We start from the raw sequence: 16,509 nt of genomic DNA, 5'->3' as shown, positions 1-16,509 counted from the left end.
GCGTCCCTGATGCGTTCGAAAAGCACTTTTTCAACGGCCTGTTAGGTGCTCTCCCACGGCGATGCGCGTCAGCCGGGGCGTGCCGCCGGCCTGCGTGTCCACGCGGATCAGCGTGAGGTCCGTGGTGCCGCCGCCCACGTCCACCACCAGCACCAGGCGGCAGCCCGCCAATTGCGCGGCCAGTTGTTCGCCTTGCAGCGCCAGCCAGTCGTGGAATGCGGCCTTGGGCTCTTCCAAGAGCTGCAGCGCTGGCAAGCCGGCCAGGCGTGCGGCTTCCAGCGTGAGCGCGCGCGCGCCCTCGTCGAACGAAGCCGGCACGGTGAGCACCAGGTCTTGCGCATGCAGCGGCGCATCGGGGTGGGCGGCGTCCCATGCCGCGCGCACATGTGCCAGGTACGAAGCGCTGGCCTGCACCGGCGAGACCCGGGCCACGTCTTGCGGCGCGCCCCAGGGCAGGATGGGCGCCGTGCGGTCCACGCCTGGGTGGGACAACCAGCTTTTGGCGCTTTCCACCAGCCGCCCTGGCACGGCTGCACCCAGGTCGCGCGCCCAGCGGCCGAGGGTGGCGGGTGCGTCGTCCGTGGCCTCCAGGGGCGGCCAGGGCTGTCGCCACGCCTCGCCCAACTCGCCGGGTGCCGCCTGGTAGCGCGCCGAGGGCAGCAGCGGCTGCGCCTGCACCTCGCCCGCCGAGAGGCGCTGCGGGATGGGCAGCAGTGCGATGTCCGCCGCGCGGCCTTCCAGCGGCGCATAGGCGCAGGCGGTGTGGCTGGTGCCCAGGTCGATGCCGACGGTGTAGCGCTTCACCCGGCTAAGCCCACGAAGACAGCGCGCGTGCGATGCGCGCGTTGAACCGCTGCACCTGGGCGGCGGACAGGCGCTCGGCGCCGTAGAGCGAGAGCATGTCGAAGGCACTGCGTGGCGCGCAGGTGCCCAGCAGCGCGGTCTTGAGCACGCGCCGCACAGGCCGGCGCAGCACCAGCCGGTCCACCCACCAGGGCGACCCCAGCGTGGTGATGGCCAGCGTCGTGCGCAGCCGGTGCAGGCGGGGGCGGATGGGCCCCAGGTCGCTCGCATGGTCGTAAGCCACGCCGGGCGCCCATACGCGGTCGAACCAGCCCTTGAGCGCCGCCGGAAAGCCGAACCACCAGGTCGGAAAGACCAGCACCAGCGCCTCGGCCAGCAGCAGCCGATCGATCTGCGCTTGCACGGCGCCGCCGTCGAAGGCCGTGCCGTAGTAGCTGCGGCGCTCCGCCGCCGTGAGCGCGGGCGCGAAGCCCGTGCGGCACAGGTCCTCCACCTGCACCGTGTGCCCTGCGGCGGTGAGGGTGCGGATGGCTTCCTGCGCCAGCGACTGGCACAGGCTGTCTTCCAGCGGATGCGCGATGACGACCAGGCAGTGCATGGCGCTGGCGTCAGGCCTGTGTCTGGGCGCGCACGTCGAACTCCACCTTCCAGCGCTCATGGCCTCCCACGGGCACGGCGCTCAGCTCCAGCGTGCCGATGTCGGTCACGCGGGCGTGCAGGGTGACGGGTACGACCTCGCCGGGCGTGCGGCCCTCGGGGGGCAGGTGGGCCTCGATCTCCTGCAGTTCCACCAGCTCTTCGGGTCCCCAGAAGTCCAGCAGCGTGCCCACGGTGTCGCCGCGGCGCACGCTGGAGCCGAAGAAGCGCAGCCGCACCGGCTCGCCCACCACCAGGCCGAATTCCTGGGCATGAAGCGCGACCTCGGTGCCTTCCTCCATGCCGAACGGCGCCAGGCACAGTGCGCTCAGGGGCGGCTCCATGCCGGGAATGGCGGGCATGTTGCTCTCCACGCCCACGTAGTAGCTTTGCGCCGTGCCGCCGCGGATGCGCACGCCGCGCCCCGCCGCAGTGACATGGCCGAAGTACGCCGCGCCGCGTGCCACGGCCAGGTCCAGCTGGGCGCCTTCCAGCAGCCGGGCCGGGGCAGCGCCCTCGGCAGCCAGCCAGCCGTTGATGACGCCGACGATGCGCTCAGCGATCTGGGGGGCCTTCAGCACTCCCCCGTTGAACAGAAGGGCCGTGGGGTGCAGGAAGCTGGCGCGCCCTGCCTGCCTGCCGGCCAGGCCAGGGATCTGTGCCGTGGCATCCAGCTGGCGCGACAGGAAGGCCGCCAGGTGGCGCGTGACGGCCGCGTCCTGCGCGTAGGGCAGGCCCAGTTGCGTGAGCGCGCCGCGCGCGCGGGTCAGGGGCTTGTCGCCCACGGCCACCTGCGGGAAGAACCCCTCGACCAGCAGCGCCTGCACTTCGGCGCGCGTCACCTCGGTGCGGATGCTGCCGCCGATCAGCTTGCTGCCGCGGCTGGGGACGACCACGGGCACGGATGGCAGCGCCTCGTCGGCCAGCAGCTGCTCCTTGGCCGCGCGGCAGCCATGGGCCAGGGCGCGGGTCTGCCAGGCGTCCAGCGGCTTGCCTTCCTGGGCCAGCTTGCGCGCCACGCCATAGGCCAGGGCCAGGTCCATGTTGTCGCCGCCCAGCAGGATGTGCTCGCCCACCGCCACGCGCTGCAGTTCCAGGGCGCCGTCCTTCTCCAGCACCGCGATCAACGACAGGTCCGTGGTGCCGCCGCCCACGTCCACCACCAGGATGATGTCGCCGCTGGCGACCTGCTTGCGCCATCCGCCGCCGCTGGCCTGGATCCAGCTGTACAGCGCGGCCTGGGGCTCTTCCAGCAGCGTCAGGCGCTCCAGGCCGGCGGCGCGGCAGGCCTCGGCCGTCAACTCGCGCGCGGCCGGGTCGAACGATGCGGGAATGGTGACGGTGATGTCCTGCTGCTCCAGCGGCGCCTCGGGGTGGGCCAGGTTCCAGGCCCAGCGCAGGTGCGACAGGTAGCGCGCCGATGCGGCCAGGGGCGACACGCGCGGCACCTCCGGCGGCGCATCGGGCGGCAGGATGGGCGCACGCCGGTCCACGCCCGGGTGGCACAGCCAGCTCTTGGCGCTGGACACCAGGCGGATCGGCGTGGCCGCGCCGCGCGTGCGCGCCAGCTCGCCCACCACGCAGTCCTGGCCTGCGCCGCCACCGGGCAGCGCCGTGTCGGCGGCGCTCAACTCGCTCTCATGCGGCAGGTATAGGAAGGAGGGCAGCAGCGGCCGCGCCTCCACGCTGGCCGGTCCGGTGAGCTGCGGAATATCCAGCACCTGCTGCACGACGGTGTCGCCGTCGCTGGCGTGCCGGTCCACGTACGACAGCGCGCAGTGCGTGGTGCCCAGATCGATGCCGATGCTGTACTGGGCGTTATTTTTGCCTGTAGCGCTTGCAGGGTAAGCGCTGGCAGCTATGGTTTCAGGAGTGTTGGGCATATCCGTGTTCACAGCTCCACCTCGGCCTGGGCCAGCACGGCGGCGGCCCGCGGGTCGGTGAGCTGCGGCAGGCGCACGGCGGTCGCCTTCCAGCCGCGGTGGGTCAGCTGGCCCGTGAACGGCGCCTGGCCCAGCACATTGCCCGTGAGGCGCACGGCCGTGGCGTCAAAGCCGACCGGCAGGGTGACGTGGCTGCCCTCGCCCTCCGGGCGCACGGCCTCGATGGTGAAATGCTCGCGCAGCACCTTGCGGCAGCCCTCGTGGACCACGCGCGCGGCGGCGCCGATCTCTGCATCGGAGTAGGGCGCCACGTCTTCCTGCAGAAAGTCCACCAGGCGCGCCTCGCGCTGCAGCAGGCCCAGCAGCTGCAGCGCGGCGGTGTCGGTGGCGACTTCGACGCGCTTTTCCACCACTTTCTCGACGGGCACCTCCACGCGGACCTCGACGATCTTCTCCACGATTGTCTCCACGGGCACTTCCACCCGCACTGCCTGGGGAGCCGGTGGCGCCACGTCGGCGGCCAGCGCTTCACCCGCGCGCAGGCGCTGGATGTCGGCGGCCAGGCGGCCGTTGCCCAGGATGGCGAAAAAGCTGCCGATGGCGATGGCCATGCGGCTCAGGAAGGAGGGGTGTGCTGGAGTGTTCATGGGCTGTCGCTGCAAGGGGGCGCCGGGCCGAGGCGGCGCGGCGCACAGGGGCGGGTGCGGCGTTCGAGTGGTCCGGGAGGGGGACGGGGCTCGCCCGCGCGCGGCGCGCGAAGGCGGCGATGTTACCGAAAGGCGGCTATCCCTGGCCCGCGCGGGGTGGCGGGGCGGCACGGCAGCGCGGGGGAATGGGGGACAATGCACGCGCCCTTCCTGGTCCGCTTCGCATGACGATCCATACCGACGACTTTGCCCCCTCTCCCCCTCCTGCGCGCGAGCGCGTGGTGTCGGCCGCACCGGCCTCCTCACAGGAGGAAGCGCTGGAGCGTGCGCTGCGCCCCAAGCTGCTGCAGGAGTACGTGGGCCAGGCCAAGGCGCGCGAACAGCTCGAGATCTTCATCGGCGCGGCCAAGAAGCGCGGCGAGGCGCTGGACCATGTGCTGCTGTTCGGCCCGCCGGGCTTGGGAAAAACCACGCTCAGCCACATCATCGCCACCGAACTGGGCGTGAACCTGCGTCAGACCAGCGGCCCCGTGCTGGAAAAGCCCAAGGACCTGGCAGCGCTGCTCACCAACCTGGAACGCAACGACGTTCTCTTCATCGACGAGATCCACCGCCTTTCGCCCGTGGTCGAGGAAATCCTCTACCCCGCGCTGGAGGACTACCAGATCGACATCATGATCGGCGAGGGGCCGGCCGCGCGCAGCATCAAGCTGGACCTGCAGCCCTTCACACTGGTGGGCGCCACCACGCGCGCGGGCATGCTCACCAACCCGCTGCGCGACCGCTTCGGCATCGTTGCGCGGCTGGAGTTCTACACGCCCGATGAATTGGCGCGCATCGTCATGCGATCGGCCGGCCTGCTGGGCGCGCCCATCGATGCCGAGGGCGGCATGGAAATCGCGCGCCGCTCGCGCGGCACGCCGCGCATCGCCAACCGCCTGCTGCGCCGCGTGCGCGACTATGCAGAGGTGAAGGGTTCGGGCCACATCACCCTGGACATTTCCAACCGCGCGCTGACCATGCTGGACGTGGATCCGCAGGGCTTCGACGTGATGGACCGCAAGCTGCTGGAGGCCGTGGTGCACCGCTTTGACGGCGGCCCCGTGGGACTGGACAACATTGCCGCCAGCATCGGCGAGGAGAGCGGCACCATCGAGGACGTCATCGAGCCCTACCTGATTCAGCAGGGCTATCTGCAGCGCACACCGCGCGGGCGCGTGGCCACGCTGGCCGCCTACCGCCACCTGGGCGTGGCGCCGCCGCGCGCGGCGGGCGGGCTGTTCGAGTCCGCCTGATCGCTCAGGCCGCGTGGGGGGTGAGCGGCTGCGTCCGCGCGTCGGCTTGGTGCGCCGCGCCGCGGGTCAGCGCTGTGACCATCCCACTCACGATGAGCACCTGGGCCGCATAGTAGGTGGCCAGCACCCACAGCTGCGACAAGGGCAGCGGCTGCACGAAACGGTTGGTGGCCAGCAGCGAATCGCTGAGCATGAAGCAGCACGCGCCCAGCGCCACCGCAAGCGACGAGCGCTCGCGCAGCGCCGCGTGGCGCCCCCAGGCCTGCGCCGCCATCAGCGCGATCACCACCACATACACGGCCACCGGCACCCGCAGCGCGGCCGGCAATCCGCCCTGCCACAGGAAGGCGTACATGCCGATGCCCAGCGCCAGCGTACCCCCGAGTGCCCCGCGGTGGCCGAACCACCCCACGCCCTGCTTGAACAGCGCGATGTAGCACAGGTGCGCCAGCAGGAAGCTCACCAGCCCGGGAATGAACAGGTGCTCTGACAGCATCAGGAACACGTCGCCCGCCAGCGAACCCAGCAGCGCGCCCAGCAGCAGCCAGCATGATCGGTTCAAGCCAAAACGGCCTGTAGCGCTCATTGGATAAGCGTGATTAGCTGCATAAACAATAGCAATCGCCATGGTCAGCGGCTTGAACAGCAGGTGCCACGCCGTGAACCCCAGCGCGCTGGTCGCCGTGGCCAGCGCCCCGGCTTCGATCATCAGCGCCAACCCCATGCCAATGCGCCCCTGCATGGCCGCGCCCAGCGCCCACTGGCAGGCCAGCAGCGTGGCGAACCACACGGCGTTGGTCGCCAGCGGTGCGCCGTCGGCCTGCCACAGGAATGCCGCCACGCCCGCCAGCAGCAGCACGAACTGCACGCCGGCAAACCAGCGCAGCGGCGCGGACAGGGGTGGGTCGAACAGGGGCATGTCGTGGAGGTTGAAGGCCGGCTTGGGAAAGCGCTGCGCCACGTCGGCGGGGCGCCAGCCGGGGGCTTTCAGCCACACGCGCAGCTTGTCCGCCCAGCGGCGGGCGTGCCAGCTGTCGTGCAGCAGGCCCGCATACACCTGGGCGTTGGCCCAGAGCGGGTCCCAGCTGTTGAGCAGGCCGCGCGTGCCGTACACGCATTTCTCCCGGGGGTCCTCGTCCTTGAAGGTACCGAACAGCCGGTCCCACACGATCAGGATGCCGCCGTAGTTCTTGTCCAGGTAGCTGTCGTTCACGGCGTGGTGCACGCGGTGGTTGCTGGGGCTGCAGAACCAGCGGTCGAACCAGCCCAGCCGCCCCACCTGCTCGGTATGCACCCAGAACTGGTACAGCAGGTCGACCAGCCCCACCACCACGAACACCAGCGGCGGCACGCCCGCCAGCGCCATCGGCAGGTAGAACACCCAGCCCAGCACCGCGCCGGAACTGGTCTGGCGCAGCGCGGTGGACAGGTTGTAGTCCTGGCTCTGGTGGTGCACCGCATGCGCGGCCCACAGCACGGCCACTTCGTGCCCCATGCGGTGCAGCCAGTAGTAGCAGAAGTCGTAGAACACCAGCGCGATGAGCCAGCCGTACCAGGTGGTCCAGAACGCCTCGCTGCGCCACAGCGCCAGGTGCTCATAGGCCAGCGTGTACAGCCCCACGCGCAGCAGCACGGTGAACACCGCGCTGGTCTGGCTGAGCATGCCCAGGCTGACGCTGCTCACCACATCGGCCAGCCGCAACGCGGGCCGTCCGCGCCAACGGCCGATGGCCCATTCCAGCGCCATGAGGGCGAGGAACACCGGGGTGACGAGGACGATGATCTGGCTGCCGGACATGGGAACGATTGTGGGCTGCAGCCAAGTCCGCCGCGAGGAGGGCAACCCTTAAGCGCCTGCGCCTGAAAATCGGGTAGGTGGGCCTGGCTGCGCTGAAGGGGGCCGCGCCCTTCCACGCCGCCGTAAGGCGACCCGCGTCGCCGTCATCGCTGTCCGTTCCGGCCGCCGGGGCCCGCGTCCGCTCAGAACCGCTCCCACGGCTGCAGGTAGCGCCACTGCCCCTGGGGCACCTTGGCCAGGGGCACGCGGCCGATGCGGATGCGCTTGATGGTCCGCACGGACAGGCCCACGGCTTCGCACATGGCCGGGATCTGGCCGGGGCGGATGCCCTTGAGCGCGAAGCGCAAGCGTGTCTCGCTTTGCCAGCTGACCTTGATGGGCGGCAGCGGCCGGCCGTTGAAGCTCAGGCCGTGGCAGAGCTTTTGCAGGCCGCCGTCCGCGATCTGGCCTGCCACCTCCACGATGCACTCCTGTTCCAGCGTTTCGATGTCTTCCTGCAGCTTGCGGGCCACGCGCCGGTCCTGCGTGTAGACCACCAGGCCGCTGGCCTCGGTGGGCAGCGGCGTGAAGCATTCGAGCTGTTTGAAATGGCGCAGCAGCACGCGCGTGCCGGCGGCGTCTTCGGGCAGGTGCGACTGCGCGTTGAGCAGCGCGACGGCTTGCGGCGCACCCTGGCTGCGGCTGCCGTGCGCGCCCGGTGCGCCGTGCGTCGCGCCAGTGACCAGGCCCAGCCCCGCCTCGTAGCCCGGCGGCTTGTGCAGCAGCAGGGTGACGGGGGTGAGCTCCATCAGATTGGCGTCTGGCGCCAGCACCACGCTTTGCGCGGACGCCACGCGCGCACCGGGCAGCTCGACCACCTGGCCGTCCACCGACACCCATCCGCCCTCGATGTACTGCTCTGCCGTGGTGCGCGAGCACTGGAACTGCTGCGCCACGCGCTTGGACAGGCGCACCGCGTCCGTTGGATGACTGGACTCAGTCATTGCCGGGCTCCAGCATGCGGATGCGCTCCACATGCGCGAGCAGCGAGCGCTGCGCGATGGGCCACATGCGCGGCGGCACGTCGTCGTAGGCCAGGCGCACCCAGTCATCCATGCTGCCTTCGGGCTGGGCCTGCATGGCGGCCAGCACCTTGGCCTCGCGCGCCAGGCGGTGGGCCTTCAGGCGCGCGATGGCGGTGCGCGCCCCATCTTCCGGGCCTCCCAGCACGTAGCCGTGCGCGGGCAGGATGAAATCGGCGCCGTGCTCGGCGCACAGCGCGTCCAGCCGGTCCAGCGAATCCAGGTAGTCCGCCATGTTGCCGTCGGGCGGGTCGATGACCGTGGTGCTGCCGTTCAGGATGTGGTCGCCCGAGAACAGCAACCCGTCCTCGCGCAGCAGCAGGCATAGATGGTTGGCCGCGTGGCCGGGCGTGTGGATGACCTGCAGGGTATGGGTGATTTCGCCGTCCGGCCCTTGTCCAGCAAGCGTGAGCAGCTCATTATCTTGTAGCGAGCGGTCGGGCGTGAATTGGCTGGCCGCACGTGCCGTGGGCGCCGAGGGCAGGCCCAGAATGGGGGGCGCCGCGCGCCCGGCGCGCACGCACATCGCCTGCAGCGGCGCGGCGCCGGGGGAATGGTCGGCGTGCGAATGGGTGCACACGATCATGCGGATGTCCCCCCCCGCGGCGCGCCAGAGCTTGTCCAGGTGCTCGGTGTCGGCCGGACCGGGGTCGATGGCGATGTAGCCCGTGGCCGGGTCGCCCACCAGGTAGCTGTTGGTGCCGGGGCCGGTCATCACGCCGGGGTTGGGGGCGGTGAGGCGCTGCACGTTCTTCAGCAGCGGCACGGGCGTCTCGCTCTGCCAGTCCAGCGCATGCTCGCCGCGGCCCGTGGGCGTGACCAGCGCCAGCTCGCCGAAGGGCGCCTCATCCTCCATGAAGCGCGCCTCCTTGCCGCCCAGCAGGCCCGAGCGCGGGCTGCTGACCCACAGAGGCTGCTCGTGCGCGACGGCGGCGAGCACGGCGTCCACGTCCGCAAACTGCGCCAGGCGCTGCAGCGTGCGGATGGTGGGGAAGATCATGAAGAACTGCCCCGCCTCGTGGCGCGCCAGCGCGTCGGCCGGGCTCACCCACACGGGCTCGAACTGCTCGGACTCGTCGGCCACGGGCTCCTGCCCCTCGGGCATGCGCGCGACGAGAAAGGGCACGGCGAAGCGCTTCGGTAAATTGCGGTCGGCCGTCCAGTGGGCCAGCCAGTACACGCGGTCGGCCGCCAGGCGCAGGCCGCGCGCGGCGCATTGCGCGGCGAACGTGGTGCCGGCCGGTGCTTGGCGTGCGATGGCGGCGATGTCGTCGGCCCCGGCCCAGCGGCCGTCGCCGTGGCGCGCCAGCAGCACGCCCAACTCCTCGAAGCTTTCGCGGATGGCGGCCAGCGCGTCGGTCAGGCGCGCGGCGGTCTGCGCCGGGCGGTGGTCGGCCAGGGCGTGGGTGGCGGGGTCGGCGTCCTGCGTCTCGATGCCGCCGCCGGGGAACACGTAGGCGCCGGGCACGAAGCTGGCCTTGTCGGAGCGGCGCGTCATCAGCACCTGCAGCGTGCTGCCGCCGCCGGGTTGGGGCGCATCGCGCAGCAGCAGCACGGTGGCCGCGTGAAGGGGGGTGACCGGCTCGCGGTGGGGGTGTAGTTGTTGGCTCAGGCGTGGCATCGGCGCATTATCGGCAGGCGCACGCCGCCCGCCATCAGCCCTGCAGCGGGCGCAGCTGGGACAGGCGTTCCAGCACCGGGCCGATCAGCGGCTTGGCGCGCGGGATGCCCACGCTCCAGAGCATCTCCAGCAGCTCGATCAGCGCGGCGCTGTCGGCGCTGCGCTGCACGAGATGGGTGGCGGTGGCAACGTCTTCGGCATGCAGCCGGTCAAGTACGTCAACGGTCAGAGTCATGGTGGCCTCGCTATCTCTTTTCTGGGGCGATCAAAGGGACAACCTGCCCGTGCCGGCCGAACCGCATCCGCGGCGGACGTGTTCAATCCGTGGGACGCAGCTGCAGCAGCCGCTGGAGCACGGGCTCCAGCAACTGCGGCGCGCGCGGAATGCCGCAGTTCCACAGCATCTCCAGCAGTTCGATGAGCGCCACGGCGTCGGCGCTGTCTTGCACCAGTTCCGTCGCGGCATTCGGGTCGGCGGCATGCAGCCGGTCGAGTACATCCATCGTCAGGGTCATCGCACCTCCGTTGTCGTTATCGTGGCCCGCCGCGGCCGGCAGGGCGGCGCGGCGGGAACCCCGGATGCTCCCCATGCAGCCCAGGGGCGGGCTGATCGAAATCAATAGCCGAGCAAAAAACTCGGATGTCAGCCGTGCGGGGTTTCCCCGTGGTTGCACCCAGGCGACGCGCGCATGCGGCGGATAATCGCGCCATGCACATCCGCTTCACCAAGATGCAGGGCGCGGGCAACGACTTCGTGGTACTCGACGAGACGCAGGGACGCCTGGGGCTCACGCCCGCGCAGTACCGCTTTCTGGCCGACCGCCACTTCGGCGTGGGCGCCGACCAGATCCTCAGCGTGCGCCCCTCGCCCGGCGCGGGCATCGACTTCGAATACGTGATCCACAACGCCGACGGCGGCCAGGTGGAGCAGTGCGGCAACGGCGCGCGCTGCTTCGCGCGCTATGTGCGCGACAAGGGCCTCACCGCGCAGGACACGATCCGCGTGCAGACCATGGCCGGCGTGATCGCCCCGCACCTGACCGCCGACGGCCGTGTGACGGTGGACATGGGCCGCCCCGAGCTGGAGCCGGCGCGCGTGCCGTTCGACACCACGGGCCTCGCGCCCGTGTCGCAAGGTTCAGGCCAAAAATGGCCCCTGGCGCTTGATGGGCAGGCGTCAGCAGCTACGCTATTGGTAGCAGTGGTGTCCATGGGCAACCCGCACGCCGTCCAGTTGGTCGACGATGTGGACACTGCCCCCGTGGCGCAGACCGGCCCCTTGATCGAAAGCCACCCGCGCTTTCCCCAGCGCGTGAACGCGGGCTACCTGCAGATCGTGAACCGTGGTGAAGTGCGCCTGCGCGTGTACGAGCGCGGCGCGGGCGAGACGCTGGCCTGCGGCACGGGCGCCTGCGCCGCCGTGGTGGCCGGCATCCGCCTGGGGCTGCTGGATGCGCGCGTGCAGGTGCACACGCGGGGCGGCCTGCTCACCATCGACTGGGCCGGCGGCTTGCAAGACCCCGTGTTCATGACCGGCCCCGCTACCACCGTCTTCGAAGGCGAGATCGACATTCCGGACGCTTTATGACCTCTTCCTCTCCTGTATCCCCCATCACCGAAGACGACATCGCGCACTTCCTGGCGAACACGCCGGGCTTCTTCGAGCGCCATGCCGAGTTGCTGGCCAGTGTCACCATCGCCAGCCCCCACGGCCAGCGCGCCGTGAGCCTGCACGAGCGCCAGGCCGAGATGCTGCGCGAGAAGATCAAGGGCCTGGAACACCGCGTGATGGAGATGGTGCGCCACGGCACCGAGAACGCCGCCATCACCCAGAAGATCCACCAGTGGACGCGCGAGGTGGCCGCCGTGCGCGATGCGGCCCGCTTGCCGCGCGCCGTGGAGAACGGCCTGCGCACGCTGTTCGACGTGCCACAGGTCGCGCTGCGGGTGTGGAACGTCGCGCCCGAGCACGCGGGCCTCGTCGCCACCCAGCCGGTGAGCGAGGACCTGCGCCTGTTCGCCTCGTCGCTGACCATGCCGTTCTGCGGGCCCAACCTGGGTTTCGAGGCCACGGCCTGGCTGCCCGAGGCGGGCGAGGTGCAGTCGCTGGCGCTGCTGCCGCTGCGCGAAGGCGCGATCGACAGCGCCGACCAGCCGGCCTTCGGCCTGATCGTGCTGGGCTCGCACGACCCGCACCGCTTCGAGGCCACCATGGGCACGGAATTTCTCTCGCGCATGGCCGAGCTGGCCAGCTCGGCACTGTCGCGCATGCGATGAAAAAGTGAGCGGCTTGCGCTGGATGGATAAGGGTTTGCGTAGGTTTTTTGCCTGAAAACACCACGCATCAAGCGCAAGAAGCTCCTTATTCAGTAGCAAATGAACGACACGCCAGTTGCCGTGCACCTGCCGCCTGAGGCGTTGCAGTACCTGGAGCATGTGCGCGTGGAAAAGCGCCTGGCCGCGCGCACCCTCACGCTCTACACGCTGGACCTGCAGCGCCTGGCCGCCATGGCCGCGGGCGTGGATCTGCCGCTGCTGCGCCTGACCAGCGCGCACATCCGCCGCTTCGTCGCGCAGATGCATGCCGGCGGGCGCAGCGGGCGCGGCATCGCGCTCATCCTCTCGGGCTGGCGGGGTTTTTACACCTGGGCCGCGCGCCAGGGGCTGGTGCCGCACAACCCTGTGCAGGACGTGCGCGCGCCCAAGGCGCCCAAGCCCCTGCCCAAGGCCCTGCCCGTGGACGAAGCGGTGCGCCTGGCCGAGCACCAAGAGACGGGCGCCGACCCCTGGCTGGAGGCGCGCGACGCGGCCATCGTCGAGCTGCTCTACGGCTGCGGCCTGCGCGTGGGCGAACTGGTGGGCCTGGATGTGGCGCCCAGCCCCGCCGCGCACCAGCAGGGGCGCGGCTGGGTGGACCTGCAGGCGGGCGAGGCGCATGTCTTCGGCAAGGGCTCCAAGCGCCGCAGCGTGCCCGTGGGCCGCGCCGCGGCCGCGGCGCTGCAGGCCTGGCTGGCGCAGCGCGCGCTGCCGTTGGGTGCCGCGGGCGCGGCGCGGCTGGAGCCGGCGCTGTTCATCGGCCGGCGCGGTGCGCGGCTGACGGCGCAGTCCGTGTGGTCGCGCCTGCGCCAGCGCAGCCAGGTGGCGGGCCTGACCACACCCGTGCACCCGCACATGCTGCGCCACTCGTTCGCCAGCCACCTGCTGCAGTCCAGCGGCGACCTGCGCGCCGTGCAGGAGCTGCTGGGCCACGCCAACATCACCACCACCCAGGTCTACACGCGGCTGGATTTCCAGCACCTGGCGCGGGTGTACGACGCGGCGCACCCGCGCGCACGGCGCAAGCCCTAGGTGGCGGGCGGCGGGCGGTAGCCTGGTCCCGCACGCTCTGCGTCCGGCCGGGTGCGACAAAAGCGCTCACCCGCGCGCGCACAATCCAGGGATGAAAACCATTCGACTGAAACCCGGCAAGGAGCGTTCGCTGCAGCGCCGCCATCCCTGGATTTTTGAAGGTGCCATCGCCAAGGGCGGCGGCGACAGCGGCGAGACGGTGCGGGTGGAGTCGGCGGAGGGCCAGTTTCTTGCCTGGGCGGCGTTCAGCCCCCAGTCGCGCATCCGTGCCCGGGTGTGGAGCTTTGACGAGAAGCAGCGCATCGATGCTTCTTTTTTTATAGCTGCTTGCGCCCGATCCATAAGCGCTAGAGGCCGTTTTTCTGTTGAGAGCAATGGCGTGCGGCTGGTCCATGGCGAATCCGATGGGCTGCCGGGGCTGATCGTCGACCGCTACGAGGACACGCTGGTGGCCCAGTTCACCAGCGCGGGCACGGAGCGCTGGAAGGCCGTCATCGCCGATGCGTTGCTTCAGGCGACAGGCCTGTCGCGCCTGTACGAGCGCTCCGACGCCAGCGTGCGCCAGTTGGAAGGCCTGGCGCCCGCCACCGGCTGGCTGCGCGGGCAGGGGCCGCAAGAGCTGACGATCCGCGAGCATGGCTGGCGGCTCACGCTCGACATTGCCGAAGGGCACAAGACGGGCTTCTACCTGGACCAGCGCGACAGCCGGCACCATTTCTTTGGCACGGTGCAGCGCCTGGGCCTGCAGCGTGTACTCAACTGCTATTGCTATACGGGCGGCTTCACGGTGGCGGCGCTGGCCGGCGGCGCGGGGCAGGTCACGTCCATCGATTCTTCCGGCCCCGCGCTGGAGCGTGCGCGGGCGCACGTGCAATTGAACGGGTTTGACGCGGCGCGGGCCGAATTTCTGGATGCCGACGTGAATGGATCCCTGCGCCGCTTCCTGGCCGAAGGGCGGCGCTTTGACGCCATCGTGCTCGACCCGCCGAAGTTCGCCCCCACGGCGGCGCATGCCGAGCGTGCGGCGCGCGCGTACAAGGACATCAACCGCCTCGCGCTGCAACTGCTGGAGCCGGGCGGCGTGCTGTATACCTTTTCCTGCTCGGGCGGCATCAGCGCCGAGCTGTTTCACAAGATCGTGGCCTCGGCGGGGGCGGATGCGGGCGTGGACGGCTACGTGCTGGGGCGCCTGGCCGGCGCGCCCGACCACCCGATGACGCTGGAGTTCCCCGAGGGCGAGTACCTCAAGGGTCTGGCCATCATGCGCAAGCCGGCATGACGCTGCGGGCGCGAAGGTCTTGACAGGCTCTGTACACTGAAATTCGATTCCCATGCGGCGGTCGTCCAGGCCGCCGTTTTGCGTTTGCACTCCACGGAAAGCGACCCATGGCCCTGATTCCCGTCACCATCCTCACCGGCTTCCTCGGCTCCGGCAAGACCACGCTGCTCAAGCGCGTGCTGTCCGAAATGCACGGCCAGAAGATCGCCGTGATCGAAAACGAGTTCGGCGAGGAAAACATCGACACCGACATCCTCAAGACCGAGTCCAAAGAGCAGATTCTGCAGATGAGCAACGGCTGCATCTGCTGCACCATCCGCGAGGATCTGCGCGAAACCCTGCAGCTGTTGGCCGCCAAGCGTCGCAAGGGGCTGGTGGCGTTCGACCGCGTGGTGATCGAGACCACGGGGCTTGCCGACCCCGGCCCCGTGGCGCAGACTTTTTTCATGGACGATGAGATCGCCGAGACCTATCTCATCGATTCCATCATTACTTTGGTGGACGCCAAGCACGCCCAGCAGCAGCTGGACGACCGCCAGGAGGCACGCCGGCAGGTGGGCTTTGCCGACCAGATCTTCCTGTCCAAGACCGACCTGGTGAGCGAGGAGGAGAAGCACGACCTGATCCACCGCCTCAAGCACATGAACCCGCGCGCGCCCATCCGCGCGGTGCATTTTGGCGATGTGCCGCTGGCCGAGGTGCTGGACCTGCGTGGCTTCAATCTCAACGCCAAGCTGGACATCGACCCGGACTTCCTGAAGGAAGAAGACGCGCACGACCACAGCCATTGCGACCATGACCACGGGCACTGCGAACACGAGCACGACCATGGTCATGACCATGCGCACGGCGGCCACGACCATGGCCATGAGCACAAGCATGACGAGCACTGCAAGCACCCGCATCACCACCACCATGACGACGACGTCAAGAGCTTCGTCTACCGCGCCGACCGAGCCTTCGATCCGGCCAAGCTGGAGGACTTCCTGGGCGCCATCGTCAATATCTACGGCCCGCGCATGCTGCGCTACAAGGGCGTGCTGAATATGAAAGGCACCGACCGCAAGGTGATCTTCCAGGGCGTGCACCAGCTCATGGGCAGCGACCTGGGTTCCCAGTGGGCCGAAGGCGAGGCGCGCCAGAGCAAGATGGTGTTCATCGGCATCGACCTGCCGCAGGACATCCTGCAACAGGGGCTGGAGCAGTGCCTGGTGTGAGACCCGTGGTGGCTGGCGGTAAAGTGCACTACGCCTGTGTGGTATCCACAACGTTTTGCGCTCGGCCAGCGCAGGTCTATACAATCGCGCCCCGGCAAAAACGCCCCCTGGGGCGCGTGCCATTCGCACCGTGCTGCACGAGGGGCCCTGGGCCCCGCACGCAGGCGGAAAAAGCCCGAACTGCGAGGAGACAGGAAGTGAAAGCCCAGTCCAGCAAAGCCCAGGCTGCGGCCCAGGCCAAGCGCGCGGGCGACGAACCCGCGCCGGTAACCGCGCGGCGCCTCCGGCCTTCTCCTTCCGGTTCCGGGCAATTGACCGTACCATCCAAGGCCACCGCGGCGGCGCCCGGCGCCCCCGAAGCCAGCTTTACCCAAACTATGCCTACGACCCTGCAAACCTCTGTGGCGGCCGCCAAGAAAGATCCCAAGCTGGCCAACAACTGGAAGACCAAGTCTGCCGAAGACCTGACGGACGCCGAAGTGCTGGCCATGCCCGAGAGCGAGTACATGAATGAGAAGCAGCTGGCGTTCTTCCGCCACAAGCTGACTCAGCTCAAGCAGAACATGCACCACAACGCGGGTGAAACCACCGAGCACCTGCGCGAGGACACCGTGGTGGTCCCTGATCCGGCCGACCGCGCGACGATCGAGGAAGAGCACGCGCTGGAACTGCGCACGCGCGACCGCGAGCGCAAGCTGCTCAAGAAGATCGAGCAGTCCATCGCGCGCATCGACGCCGGCGACTACGGTTATTGCGACGAGACGGGCGAGCCCATCGGCGTAGGCCGCCTGCTGGCGCGCCCCACGGCCACGCTGTCGCTGGAGGCGCAGCAGCGCCGCGAACTCAAGCAGAAAATGTTTGGCGACTGATCCTGCGGTCGATTGCCGCGAGACGCCCGCACTGCGCACGCCCATTTGCAT

Annotated in this window: 15 protein-coding genes and 1 pseudogene; 7 read left to right on the top strand and 9 right to left on the bottom strand. The window is 69.7% G+C overall.

The window, feature by feature from the left end:
• Positions 1-42: 42 nt before the first annotated feature.
• From OX89_RS10890 to OX89_RS10875, 4 genes and pseudogenes are all read right to left on the bottom strand, one after another.
• Positions 43-804 (bottom strand): annotated as a pseudogene (locus OX89_RS10890) (Hsp70 family protein); the annotation flags it as partial.
• Between the two features lie 4 nt (positions 805-808).
• Complete coding sequence (locus OX89_RS10885; protein WP_047350633.1) at positions 809-1,402, bottom strand: NAD(P)H-dependent oxidoreductase; 594 nt, start codon at positions 1,400-1,402, stop codon at positions 809-811.
• A gap of 10 nt (positions 1,403-1,412) precedes the next feature.
• Positions 1,413-3,323, bottom strand: coding sequence for an Hsp70 family protein (locus tag OX89_RS10880; RefSeq protein ID WP_047350632.1), 1,911 nt, complete (start codon positions 3,321-3,323; stop codon positions 1,413-1,415).
• An 8-nt stretch (positions 3,324-3,331) separates the two neighbouring features.
• Positions 3,332-3,970, bottom strand: a complete 639-nt coding sequence (locus OX89_RS10875; RefSeq protein WP_011806789.1) for a DUF2760 domain-containing protein — start codon at positions 3,968-3,970, stop codon at positions 3,332-3,334.
• A 224-nt stretch (positions 3,971-4,194) separates the two neighbouring features.
• Between OX89_RS10875 and ruvB the strand changes: the two genes are divergently transcribed.
• A complete protein-coding gene (gene ruvB / locus OX89_RS10870; RefSeq protein ID WP_047350631.1) occupies positions 4,195-5,265 on the top strand; it encodes a Holliday junction branch migration DNA helicase RuvB in 1,071 nt (356 codons plus the stop codon).
• Between the two features lie 4 nt (positions 5,266-5,269).
• Here ruvB and OX89_RS10865 read toward each other — a convergent pair whose 3' ends face one another.
• From OX89_RS10865 to OX89_RS10845, 5 genes are all read right to left on the bottom strand, one after another.
• Positions 5,270-7,063: a lysoplasmalogenase family protein gene (locus tag OX89_RS10865; RefSeq protein ID WP_047350630.1), complete on the bottom strand. Its 1,794-nt coding sequence runs from the start codon at positions 7,061-7,063 to the stop codon at positions 5,270-5,272.
• A 182-nt stretch (positions 7,064-7,245) separates the two neighbouring features.
• The gene (locus OX89_RS10860; protein WP_047350629.1) at positions 7,246-8,046 is read right to left on the bottom strand and encodes an rRNA pseudouridine synthase; all 801 of its coding nucleotides are present in this window, start codon (positions 8,044-8,046) and stop codon (positions 7,246-7,248) included.
• Positions 8,039-9,745, bottom strand: coding sequence for an MBL fold metallo-hydrolase (locus tag OX89_RS10855; protein ID WP_047350628.1), 1,707 nt, complete (start codon positions 9,743-9,745; stop codon positions 8,039-8,041). The genes OX89_RS10860 and OX89_RS10855 overlap by 8 nt, the downstream gene beginning before the upstream one ends.
• 34 nt (positions 9,746-9,779) lie before the next feature.
• Positions 9,780-9,980 (bottom strand): hypothetical protein, encoded by a 201-nt coding sequence (locus OX89_RS10850; protein ID WP_047350627.1) that lies wholly within the window; start codon positions 9,978-9,980, stop codon positions 9,780-9,782.
• Between the two features lie 82 nt (positions 9,981-10,062).
• Positions 10,063-10,260 (bottom strand): hypothetical protein, encoded by a 198-nt coding sequence (locus OX89_RS10845; RefSeq protein ID WP_015914278.1) that lies wholly within the window; start codon positions 10,258-10,260, stop codon positions 10,063-10,065.
• Positions 10,261-10,454: 194 nt separating this feature from the next.
• On the opposite strand from OX89_RS10845, the gene dapF reads away from it, so the two are divergent.
• The 6 genes from dapF to dksA all read left to right on the top strand — a co-directional run bounded on the left by dapF (position 10,455) and on the right by dksA (position 16,458).
• Positions 10,455-11,333: a diaminopimelate epimerase gene (gene dapF, locus OX89_RS10840; RefSeq protein WP_047350626.1), complete on the top strand. Its 879-nt coding sequence runs from the start codon at positions 10,455-10,457 to the stop codon at positions 11,331-11,333.
• Entirely contained in the window at positions 11,330-12,022 is a 693-nt protein-coding gene (locus OX89_RS10835; protein WP_011806781.1) for a DUF484 family protein, read from the top strand. The genes dapF and OX89_RS10835 overlap by 4 nt, the downstream gene beginning before the upstream one ends.
• Before the next feature lie 99 nt (positions 12,023-12,121).
• The gene (locus OX89_RS10830; protein ID WP_047350625.1) at positions 12,122-13,093 is read left to right on the top strand and encodes a tyrosine-type recombinase/integrase; all 972 of its coding nucleotides are present in this window, start codon (positions 12,122-12,124) and stop codon (positions 13,091-13,093) included.
• A gap of 91 nt (positions 13,094-13,184) precedes the next feature.
• Positions 13,185-14,372, top strand: coding sequence for a class I SAM-dependent rRNA methyltransferase (locus OX89_RS10825; protein ID WP_047350624.1), 1,188 nt, complete (start codon positions 13,185-13,187; stop codon positions 14,370-14,372).
• A gap of 107 nt (positions 14,373-14,479) precedes the next feature.
• Positions 14,480-15,589, top strand: a complete 1,110-nt coding sequence (locus OX89_RS10820) for a GTP-binding protein (RefSeq protein ID WP_047350623.1) — start codon at positions 14,480-14,482, stop codon at positions 15,587-15,589.
• Positions 15,590-15,612: 23 nt separating this feature from the next.
• The gene (gene dksA / locus OX89_RS10815) at positions 15,613-16,458 is read left to right on the top strand and encodes an RNA polymerase-binding protein DksA (RefSeq protein ID WP_369799279.1); all 846 of its coding nucleotides are present in this window, start codon (positions 15,613-15,615) and stop codon (positions 16,456-16,458) included.
• Positions 16,459-16,509: the final 51 nt, after the last annotated feature.

Origin of the sequence: Diaphorobacter sp. J5-51 (assembly GCF_001023515.1) — a bacterium.
GTDB classification, from domain to species: domain Bacteria; phylum Pseudomonadota; class Gammaproteobacteria; order Burkholderiales; family Burkholderiaceae_C; genus Diaphorobacter; species Diaphorobacter nitroreducens.
This window is presented reverse-complemented; position numbering and strand designations above follow the sequence as displayed.